This window comes from Phenylobacterium sp. CCH9-H3 (genome assembly GCF_001557235.1).
Lineage (GTDB): Bacteria > Pseudomonadota > Alphaproteobacteria > Caulobacterales > Caulobacteraceae > Phenylobacterium.
This window is the reverse complement of the sequence record NZ_LSJI01000001.1, coordinates 1-8,439: the sequence shown is the minus strand read 5'-3', so window position 1 is coordinate 8,439 and position 8,439 is coordinate 1. Positions and strand designations below refer to the sequence as shown.

Annotated in this window: 11 protein-coding genes; 5 read left to right on the top strand and 6 right to left on the bottom strand. The window is 69.4% G+C overall.

The window, feature by feature from the left end; translation table 11 throughout:
* The coding region (locus AX721_RS00055) for a hypothetical protein (protein ID WP_369807878.1) at window positions 1-550 on the top strand (550 nt) is incomplete at its 5' end.
* Here the strand turns inward: AX721_RS00055 and AX721_RS00050 are convergent.
* The 3 genes from AX721_RS00050 to AX721_RS00040 all read right to left on the bottom strand — a co-directional run bounded on the left by AX721_RS00050 (window position 547) and on the right by AX721_RS00040 (window position 2,408).
* Window positions 547-1,803, bottom strand: coding sequence for a serine hydrolase (locus AX721_RS00050; protein ID WP_068873884.1), 1,257 nt, complete (start codon window positions 1,801-1,803; stop codon window positions 547-549). The two genes, AX721_RS00055 and AX721_RS00050, sit on opposite strands and share 4 nt — an antisense overlap.
* A 64-nt stretch (window positions 1,804-1,867) precedes the next feature.
* The gene (locus tag AX721_RS00045) at window positions 1,868-2,152 is read right to left on the bottom strand and encodes a hypothetical protein (protein WP_068873883.1); all 285 of its coding nucleotides are present in this window, start codon (window positions 2,150-2,152) and stop codon (window positions 1,868-1,870) included.
* A gap of 46 nt (window positions 2,153-2,198) precedes the next feature.
* Complete coding sequence (locus AX721_RS00040) at window positions 2,199-2,408, bottom strand: cold-shock protein (RefSeq protein ID WP_068873882.1); 210 nt, start codon at window positions 2,406-2,408, stop codon at window positions 2,199-2,201.
* A 231-nt stretch (window positions 2,409-2,639) separates the two neighbouring features.
* Here AX721_RS00040 and AX721_RS00035 point away from each other — a divergent pair, with 231 nt between their 5' ends.
* Both AX721_RS00035 and AX721_RS00030 read left to right on the top strand, forming a co-directional pair.
* Window positions 2,640-2,840 carry a hypothetical protein gene (locus tag AX721_RS00035; RefSeq protein ID WP_068873881.1) on the top strand — a complete coding sequence of 67 codons (201 nt, stop codon included), beginning with the start codon at window positions 2,640-2,642 and terminating at the stop codon, window positions 2,838-2,840.
* 2 nt (window positions 2,841-2,842) lie between these two features.
* Window positions 2,843-3,121 (top strand): hypothetical protein, encoded by a 279-nt coding sequence (locus AX721_RS00030; protein WP_068873880.1) that lies wholly within the window; start codon window positions 2,843-2,845, stop codon window positions 3,119-3,121.
* A gap of 152 nt (window positions 3,122-3,273) precedes the next feature.
* Here the strand turns inward: AX721_RS00030 and AX721_RS00025 are convergent, their stop codons facing one another.
* The gene (locus AX721_RS00025; RefSeq protein WP_068873879.1) at window positions 3,274-4,950 is read right to left on the bottom strand and encodes a hypothetical protein; all 1,677 of its coding nucleotides are present in this window, start codon (window positions 4,948-4,950) and stop codon (window positions 3,274-3,276) included.
* 235 nt (window positions 4,951-5,185) lie between these two features.
* On the opposite strand from AX721_RS00025, the gene AX721_RS00020 reads away from it, so the two are divergent.
* Entirely contained in the window at window positions 5,186-6,154 is a 969-nt protein-coding gene (locus AX721_RS00020) for a sensor histidine kinase (protein ID WP_068873878.1), read from the top strand.
* On the opposite strand, the gene AX721_RS27690 is transcribed toward AX721_RS00020, so the two are convergent.
* Window positions 6,155-6,808, bottom strand: coding sequence for a PEPxxWA-CTERM sorting domain-containing protein (locus tag AX721_RS27690; RefSeq protein ID WP_068873877.1), 654 nt, complete (start codon window positions 6,806-6,808; stop codon window positions 6,155-6,157).
* An 83-nt stretch (window positions 6,809-6,891) separates the two neighbouring features.
* Entirely contained in the window at window positions 6,892-7,263 is a 372-nt protein-coding gene (locus tag AX721_RS00010; RefSeq protein WP_068873876.1) for a hypothetical protein, read from the bottom strand.
* 429 nt (window positions 7,264-7,692) lie between these two features.
* Between AX721_RS00010 and AX721_RS00005 the strand changes: the two genes are divergently transcribed.
* Window positions 7,693-8,376, top strand: coding sequence for a PEPxxWA-CTERM sorting domain-containing protein (locus AX721_RS00005; RefSeq protein ID WP_082769812.1), 684 nt, complete (start codon window positions 7,693-7,695; stop codon window positions 8,374-8,376).
* Window positions 8,377-8,439: the final 63 nt, after the last annotated feature.

The window sequence follows — 8,439 nt, the reverse complement described above, 5'->3', positions numbered from 1 at the left end:
GGCCAGGACCCCGCCGCCGCCCGGCAGGCCCGTACGCCGACGCAGCGGCATGGCCGTCGCGGTGGCGAGCCTCGCGGCCGTGATCGGCGGGGTCCTGGCCTGGGGCCTCACGCTCGACGCGCCCGTCGAGGCGCCCCCGCAGGCGGTCGCCCTCAACAACACCGCCGATGCGCCGCCCCGGATCGCCGTGGCCCTGACCACCGCCGCCCTGCCGGAGGAGACGCCGATCCAGCTCCTGGAGGAGCCAGCCGCGCCGCCGCCGCCCGTCGTCGAGACCGCCGCCGCGCCGGTCTCCAAGCCGTCGCGCAATCCCTGCCTCGACCTGCCCACCGCCCACCAGCGGCTGGTTTGCGGCTATCCCAGCCTGGCCATCGAGGACCGGCGGCTGAAGGCGGCGCTGGAGCGGGCGAAGGCCGGCAGCCGCGACCCCTACGCCATCGAGAGCAGCCAGGCCGCGTGGATGAGCGCCAGCGCCAACATCCAGGACCGGCTGGAACTGGCCGACCGTTACGCCCGCCGCATCGCCGACCTGGAGGCCCAGGCCCGCTAGCCCCGGGACAGGTGCTCGGCCAGGGCCTCGTAGGCGGGCAGCGACACCCGGTCCAAGGGCCCGTTGCCGTTGGCGGCGGTCGGGTGCGAGGCGAAGCGGGCGATGACCATCTCGGCGCCCGGCGCCACGTAGCAGACCTGGCCATGGATGCCGCGAGCGCTGTAGGCGCCGAAGCGATTGTGGCTGACCCACCACTGGTTCCGGTAGCTCCAGCCCGGCAGGGTCACGTAGCCCGCCTTGGCGAAGTCCTCCTTGCGCGCGCCGCCGGCGATGTCGGCCACCACCGCCTCGGGCACGATCCGCTGGCCGTTGAAGGCGCCGCCCAGGCGCATCATCTCGCCGAACCGGGCGAGGTCGCGGGTGGTGACGTTCAGCCCGGCCCCGCAAAGGGCGAAGCCCGTGGCGTCGACCATGACGTAGCCGTCCTCCTCGGCCCCCAGCTTCTGCCAGATCCGCTCGGACAGCAGCTCGGCGAAGGCTTGGCCCGCCACCCGCTGGACGATCCAGCCCAGCACCTCGGTGTTGCAGGTCTTGTAGGCGAACGCCTGGCCGTGCTCGCCCTCCTTCTTCAGGGTCTTCAGGAAGTCGAAGATGGTGGTGGGGCCGGCGTAGCCCTTGGGAGCCGGCGAGAAGCCGGCGGCGACGCCGTAGAAGCGGACCTCGGCGTCGGGGTCGACATAGTCCTCGCGGTAGCGGACGCCGGTGGTCATATCCATCACGTGCCGCACCGTGGCGTCGGCGAAGGCCGTGCCGGCCAGCTCCGGAACATAGGCGGTCACGGGCGCCGCCGGATCCAGCGCGCCCTCGTGGGCGAGCATGGCGGCCAGCAGGCCGGCGAACGACTTGGTCACCGACATGGCCAGGTGCGGGACGTGCGGCTGCAGGGCGCCGCAGTAGGTCTCGTAGACCACCCGCCCGCGGTGCAGGACCACCAGGCCGTCGGTGAAGTTGACGTCCACCGACTGGCCCCAGGTCATGGCTTGGCCGTCCTGGGTGACGAAAGGTACGGCGTCGAGGTCGTCGCGCAGGGCGTACGGCAGGGCCGCGGCGGCGGAAGGCCCCCGGCGGATCGCGGCCGAGGGCGCCAGCTCGCGCTGGTGGCTGAAGCTCCAGCGGGTATTGGGGAAGCGCCAGCTGGTGGTGTCGGCCAGGCGCACGGTGCGCTCCGGCGGCGGCGGGAAGCCCTGCATCACGCGAAGCGCGGCGGGGTCGGTGTCGGCGGCGGTCGGGGCGGGCTGGACGGTGTCGGGCATGCCGACACGGCAACACCCCTATGCGGCCACGTCAAACATGTTGTGCGGCCGATGGCCGACGGGGCTAGACGCGGAGTTCGACGAAGACCTCGGCGCCGCCTTCGCTGTGGCCCACCATGACGACCCGCAGCTGCAGGCCGGTGTCGAGGGTCAGGACGCCCTCGCCGGCGCGGAAGGCGCTGGCGGCGAGTTCGGGGGTGAGGGTGAGGCCGCCGCGGAGGCGCAGCGGGCCCTGGCGCAACCGGGCGGGATCGCCCTCGATCGCGTAGCGGGCCGGCGCCTCGTGGCCCAGGAAGCGGACCTGGCCGTCGCCCTCGAACACGGGCGGCTTCTTCTTGATCATGGGCATGCAGACGGCCTCCCCGCCGGGGCCGGAAGGCCGTCGCAGTTCAAGCTCAGGCCGCCTGCAGCTGGCCGGCCGACATCTTGCCGGAGCGCTTGTCGCGCTCGAGTTCGAAGCTGACCTTCTGGCCTTCGTTCAGCGAGCCGAGGCCCGCGCGCTCGACGGCCGAGATGTGCACGAACACGTCGGCGCCGCCTTCGTCAGGCTGGATGAAGCCGAAGCCCTTGGTGGCGTTGAACCACTTCACAGTGCCGGTTTGCATTGATCGTCCCTTTCCGGACATGAATTCTCGCGCCCGGACGGGCTTTGAGATCAAAATTTCGTTGAGGGTCGATGACGAATACCGGGCCGAAATACTGGATTTCGTCGCGGGTGCCGGACGAGCCAAGCCGAGATTTGACCAGATAGGAATGCGCGCACTTTTCGCCTCTGGCAAGAATTATTGTCAAATTTCTATCGGCCGGCCCGGATTATGCTAGTGTGCGCTATGCGAATGGTACCTGACAGGGCGGTCCTGACCGTCTCCCGCTTCGAAGGCGTGTGGCGCGTCGAACTGGACGGCGAAAGCTTCGGTCACTCCCCGGACAAGGAGGTCGCCAAGGCGGCCGCCAACCGCCACGCGCGGCAGATGCTGGACGGCGGCAAGCCGTGCCAGGTGCGGGTCCAGGGCGAACTCGGCTACGGCGCCGCATGACCATGGCCAAGCCCCTGCCCTCCACTATCTCCACCAAGCCCGGCGCCTCGCCCGACGGCCGCTTCCGCGCCCTCATCCAGTCGGCGGTGGCCGACGGCGTGGCGGCCGAGGACATGGTCCTGCGCCTGACCCTGCGCGACGTCAGCCTCCTGACTCGCGACCCCGCCACCCCGGTCACTGACATCAGCTACGCGGGCGGCGTGATGCGGTTCCTGGGCGTGCGGGTGGAAAAGGGCGGCGTGCCCGAGAGCATCCTCGACCGCAACGGCGCGACCGCCTAGCCATCCCGGCTGGGCGTCCGATGCCCTGATGAGGCGCCGCATATCGACAGTCATAATCGACGTGCGGTCCCTCTGTTCGCCATGATTGCGATCAGAGATCGCAGATCCCCCAGACGTCGCCGTCAAGGTGACGGCGCCTACTTGCCTCGCGTCTATTTGGTTTTGAACCCAACCTTCAGCGCATACGTGCTGTCGCGCTTGGCCGTGTCCTCGCGCCTGCCATTTCGATAGTCGAGCGAGATCGTCGCGGCGCTGAACGTGACGCTGATCTGCGCTTGGGTCTGGCCAAGATCGCGATCAAATCCCTTCAAGGGCTCAAAGTCAGTGTAGGCGGCCCAGAAGTTGATCGGCACATCAGGCAGGAGTTTCACGACGCCAATGACGCCGATGCGGCCACCGATACGCGCGTAATCCCGGTTCAACTCCTGAAGCAGCGGTAGATTTCCAGGGTCCTTATACCAGCCTTGATTATAGCGCAGATCGAACAGAACACCGGTCCGCAGGAACCGGTCAGGATCGCCACACACGGAATTCAGACAGAAGTCGAAAGCTTTGAGCCCCGGCGAACTGGTCTTCACCAGCGGCGTGTAACGGAGAGACACGGCCTCCAGCTTGCTTTCATCGAGGTCGTTCTCCAGTCGGAAGATTCGAGCCACGTAGTATGAGGCGCAGTTCGTAAGGCGATCCAACGCCCCCCAAAGGGCGCAGTTTTCCGGTCCGTCATCGGTCGCCAAGTAGCCGACTGCGCCATACGACAGCAGATCGCCGGTCACCTCCTTCTTTAGATCCCCCGGTGTCGCCAGCGGTCGAGTTTTCTTGAAGCCGCGGTCAAGTGCGACAAATGGGATGACATCGTAGGTGAACGTCCTCCGCGCTTCCTTTCGCCGCCGCTCGGCTAAACTATCACTCTCGAGGACCTCTTCGACGGGATTCTCCGACTGACAGTCCTTACCTTCGAGCTTTCGCAGGCCGCACAGCGGAATACCGATCGCGCCAACAATGGTCTCTTTTCGCTGGCGGAAGTAGTCCGAACGGGCCTCGTCGCCGAGTTCTTTGCTGAGATTGACGCTGAAGCCGGCGTCGGTCGCGTAAAGGTCGCGGCCGGAAGCGAAGGTGGCGTGCACGGAGTCGTAGGATTCACCTGCGCCGCGGTAGACAAGGTTGCCGGCGTACTGGCGGAACTGCAGGACACGCAGCCCGCGGGCAAAGCGAACCCCGAACTCGGCGAGGTCCGCGCCTGTTCCGCTGCGCTCCAGCGTCGTCGGCTCGGGCTCGGCTCCGTCGGCAATTGCAGTCGGCTTCTCCGCAAAGTCGCATTCGACGAACCGATGACCTGCAGGGCTGGTGAGGAACGTCGCCGTGAAGTCTTCGACGACTGCGCGTCGCATCCGGGCGCTCGCGACATCTCGTTCGAGATCTCCCTCGACGAGCTTGTGCGTCTTCGCGCCTTCGACCGCGCCGACGGTGGGCATGTAGCCGGTGTAGACATTTAGCAGCAGGCGCTGAACGACGATGGAGGCGGTGCACGCCGACTTTTGCTTGGCCTCGATGGGCGGCTTCCCGGCGATACGATCGGGACATTCCGAGCCGTCGAAGGTGAGCAGGGCGGCCTCGCCGCTCCGGGTCCGCAACTCGTCGAACATCTCGAGCTGGATCATCAGCTGAACGGCCAGCTTCCCGGGATCCACGAAGCCGTCGATGCATATCCGCTTGGCGTCCAATGAAACGCCCTTGGCCGGCACGTAGTCGGCAACATACTTGGGCGTCAGCTCGGCCCGGGGGCTCGCAGCCCCCAGGTCCGCCGCCAGCAAGGCAAGCGCGATCAGCATGGAAGTCCCCCGACAGAGATCGCCACGATCGGATCACCGCCGCGATAACCACCCCTGATAGCAGGTAGCGTGACCACAACTTGGAACGCCGTCAATCTGCAAAACGTCGGTCTTCAACACATCGATGGGAACGCGGCGCCGGCCGCGACTTCTCGCCAGGGGTGCGCAATCCGCCGGCTCGCCTAGAATGGGCTTCGAGGAGGCTGCGCCAGGGCGCGGCTCTGGGAGAGCTCGCGTGACGGATTTCCTGGTGCGGCGGATAGCGCGGCAGCCGCGCGGCATGGCGGCGCGCGTGGCGCTGGGCCTGGCCGTGGCCGGATTGGCGCTGGCGATCCGCCTGGCGCTTTCGCCGTACATAGGCATGGGCGCCCCGTTCGGCGCCTTCGTGCTGGCGGTGCTGGTGGCCAGCGTGTTCGGCGGCATCGCCTCGGGCGTGGCCTGCGCGGCGCTGCTCAGCGTGGGCGGCGCGCTTATGGTGGCCGCGCCCGCCGCCCATCCGGTGGCCCTGCGGCGCAGCGTGCTTAGCGTGCTGTTCTTCCTGGCCTGCAGCGGGTTCGTGGTCTGGATCGTGGCGCTGCTGCGGGCCGCGCTGGCGCGGGAGGTGGCGGCGCGCGAGGGCGAGCGGCTGCTGAAACTGGAGTTGCATCACCGGGTCAAGAACACCCTGGCCGTGGTCCAGTCCCTGGCCGACCAGACCTTCCGCGGCGCCACCGACACCGAGGCCGCCCGCCGCGACTTCGCCGCCCGCCTCTCGGCCCTGGCTGACGCCCACGACGTGCTGGTGGACGCCGGCTGGCGGGAGGTGACGCTGCAGGCGGTGGCCGAGCGGGCGCTAGCGCCGTTCCGCCCCGCCGCCCCCGGCCGGCTGACCCTCAGCGGCGGGCCGGCGCCCGTCTCGCCCGAGGCGGCGGTCGCCCTCACCCTCTGCCTGCACGAACTGGCCACCAACGCGACCAAGCACGGCGCCCTCTCCGGCGACGCCGGACAGGTGCGCCTGACCTGGCGCGTGGACGAGACGGCCGCGGGCCGCCGGCGGCTGGAGGTGGAGTGGGTCGAGGCCGGCGGGCCCAGGCCCGCGCCCCGCGGCCGGCAGGGCTTCGGCGGCCGCCTGCTGACCCGGGCCCTGGCGGCGCAGCCGAACGCGCGCGCCCAGCTCAGCCTGACGCCGGGCGGGGCGGTATGGCGGGCGGCGTTCGACCTCTGATCAGGCGGCCGCGGCCGGCGCAGGCCTGAGCGCCCTGCCCCGGCGTAACCGCGCTCCGGCGAGGCCGAAGCCGCCGATCATCAGCGCCCACGCCGCGGGCTCGGGCACGACGGTGGCCGAGACCTCGAACAGCGCCACGCCGGCGATGCTGAAATAGAGGGTGTCGAAGTTGCCGATGAAGGGGCCGATGCCGCTCAGGTTCCCCACGTCGCTGCCGCGAATATAGACCTGGAAGGCGTCGGGCCACGGCACCGGCTCCACGTCGGCGGGCATGCTGGCGTCGCGAAAGCCCACCAGGCTGGTGAAGTCGCCGTAGAACGTCTGGCTCCCCAGCAACAGGCCGGGCGCGGTGAAATCCTGCAGGCCGAAGTCGTAGTCGACCCCATCGACCACCAGGGTGGTGATCTGCAATCCCGCCCGACCGGTGTTGGACTCCAGCAGGCGGAAGGTGAGCTTCGCCGGCTGATAGATGCTGACGAAGGTGGGCGAGGCCAACTCGGACGTGACGCCAAGGCCGGCCAGGTCCGCCTTGAACGGGTCGGTGGGTACGATCAGGGTGTCGAACGGCGTCGTCACCGACAGCGGCCCCTCGGCCCACGCTGCGCCCGCCAGGCCGGCCGCCAGGGCCAGGCCGGTCATCATCGTCCTGAACATGAAAATTCCTCCGCCCACAGCCAAGCTCAACCCCACGTCGGCCCGGCGCTCACCCGCCAGTTGAATGATGGGCCGCGCACAGGTCAATTCGAGATTGCCCGTTCCGCGAACATTGGCGTGCGGCGTGGCGGGTCAGGCGGAGTCGTGCGCCGGTGGCGCGGCCGGCGGGCCCGATGCGGGCTGGGCGCCTCCCCCTGGGCCGCCGCGGCCCGGGCCCTCGCCGCCTGCGCCGCTTCGGCGACGGCGACCTCCGGGTAGCCGAGGATCTCCAGGATCCGGTCGACCGTCTCGGCCACCGACACCTCGAGGAAGTCGTCGTATTCGGCGAGTTCCCGCGCCAGCCCAAGGATCTGCGCCTCGTCGGACTCGTCGAAGTCGGGCCGCTCGCGCGCCACATAGGGCCGGGCCGCGCGGCACACCTCCTCGATGCGATCGCGGGTATCGCGGCCGAACACGACCGGCGCCGGCTCGTCGTCGAAAACGTCGTAGAAGCCGCGGCGGCCGCGCGGTCGCGGACCAGCCGGGCCTTCGCCGTCAGGCTCTGGCGCACCGAACGGGCGATCCGGTGGTAGGTGCGGCCCAGCGGCTCGATCTCGCCCACGTCCTCGGCCGCCATGGCCCCGCGCGTGCTACCTAAGCCAGAGACCTATTCATCGAATGGATTGGCCTCCCCGCCCTAGCATCGCCGCCGCTCGCGTCGACTGAAACCTAAGAAGTTAGCCGCCAGTGGGATCACAAGCTGAAGGGCTTGGCAGGGACCGAGGAGGATTCGGCAGATAACCCGGAACAACGAACCGCGTTCTCCAGTTTCCCACTGCAAAGCCCTCGCGGGGTGCGGCGGCTAGGGGCGGCTCGTGCGCGGGCCGGTTCAGGAGGGAACTGTCATGACGAGGCGTTGGATGGGCGCGCTGCTGGGCGGCGTGTGCGCGGTGGCGTGGGGCGGCGCGGCGCAGGCCGAGGTGTTCGGCGGGGTGGATTTCCCGGGTGGGATCGGCTCGTTCGCCGATGCGGTGGTCTCGTACCAGCCGGGGCTGGAGGGCGCCGCGCCGAGCGCCGGCTTCCAGGGCGCGTTCAACGCGCTGGGGGCGCCGGACTACAGCGGGGCCAATTCCTGCGCCACGACGGCGGCCTGCGACTTCGTCTCGCTGGGCGTGGGCGGGGCGCTGGTGCTGCAGTTCACCAACAATGTGCTGACCGGCTCGGGCAACGACGCCGACGACCTGTGGATCTTCGAGATCGGGCCGGACGTGGAGGACACCACGGTGGACGTCTCGGTGGACGGGATCACCTGGCTGTCGGTGGGCGGCGTCACGGGCAGCACCCGGGGGATCGACATCGACGCGTTCGGCTATGGGACGTCGGCGGCCTTCTCGTTCGTGCGGCTGATCGACGTGGCGGGCGAAGGTGCGACGACCGGCGGGTCGGTGGGCGCGGACATCGACGCGGTGGGGGCGATCTCCACCCGGGCGGTGGCGGTGGTGCCCGAGCCGGGGACCTGGGCGCTGATGATCATGGGCTTCGGGCTGGCGGGCGCGAGCCTGCGGTCGCGGCGGCGGATCGTGGCCTGAGGGGTTTAGCCCCCCCTCCACCGCTTCGCGGTCCCCCTCCCCCAGAGGGGGGAGGAATAAGCC

What these genes read in the sequence shown, in the direction of transcription:
- AX721_RS00050 (WP_068873884.1), bottom strand. Translation starts at nt 1,803, where the DNA reads ATGCCCGACACCGTCCAGCCCGCCCCGACCGCCGCCGACACCGACCCC.
- AX721_RS00045 (WP_068873883.1), bottom strand. Translation starts at nt 2,152, where the DNA reads ATGCCCATGATCAAGAAGAAGCCGCCCGTGTTCGAGGGCGACGGCCAG.
- AX721_RS00040 (WP_068873882.1), bottom strand. Translation starts at nt 2,408, where the DNA reads ATGCAAACCGGCACTGTGAAGTGGTTCAACGCCACCAAGGGCTTCGGC.
- AX721_RS00035 (WP_068873881.1), top strand. Translation starts at nt 2,640, where the DNA reads ATGGTACCTGACAGGGCGGTCCTGACCGTCTCCCGCTTCGAAGGCGTG.
- AX721_RS00030 (WP_068873880.1), top strand. Translation starts at nt 2,843, where the DNA reads ATGGCCAAGCCCCTGCCCTCCACTATCTCCACCAAGCCCGGCGCCTCG.
- AX721_RS00025 (WP_068873879.1), bottom strand. Translation starts at nt 4,950, where the DNA reads ATGCTGATCGCGCTTGCCTTGCTGGCGGCGGACCTGGGGGCTGCGAGC.
- AX721_RS27690 (WP_068873877.1), bottom strand. Translation starts at nt 6,808, where the DNA reads ATGTTCAGGACGATGATGACCGGCCTGGCCCTGGCGGCCGGCCTGGCG.
- AX721_RS00005 (WP_082769812.1), top strand. Translation starts at nt 7,693, where the DNA reads ATGACGAGGCGTTGGATGGGCGCGCTGCTGGGCGGCGTGTGCGCGGTG.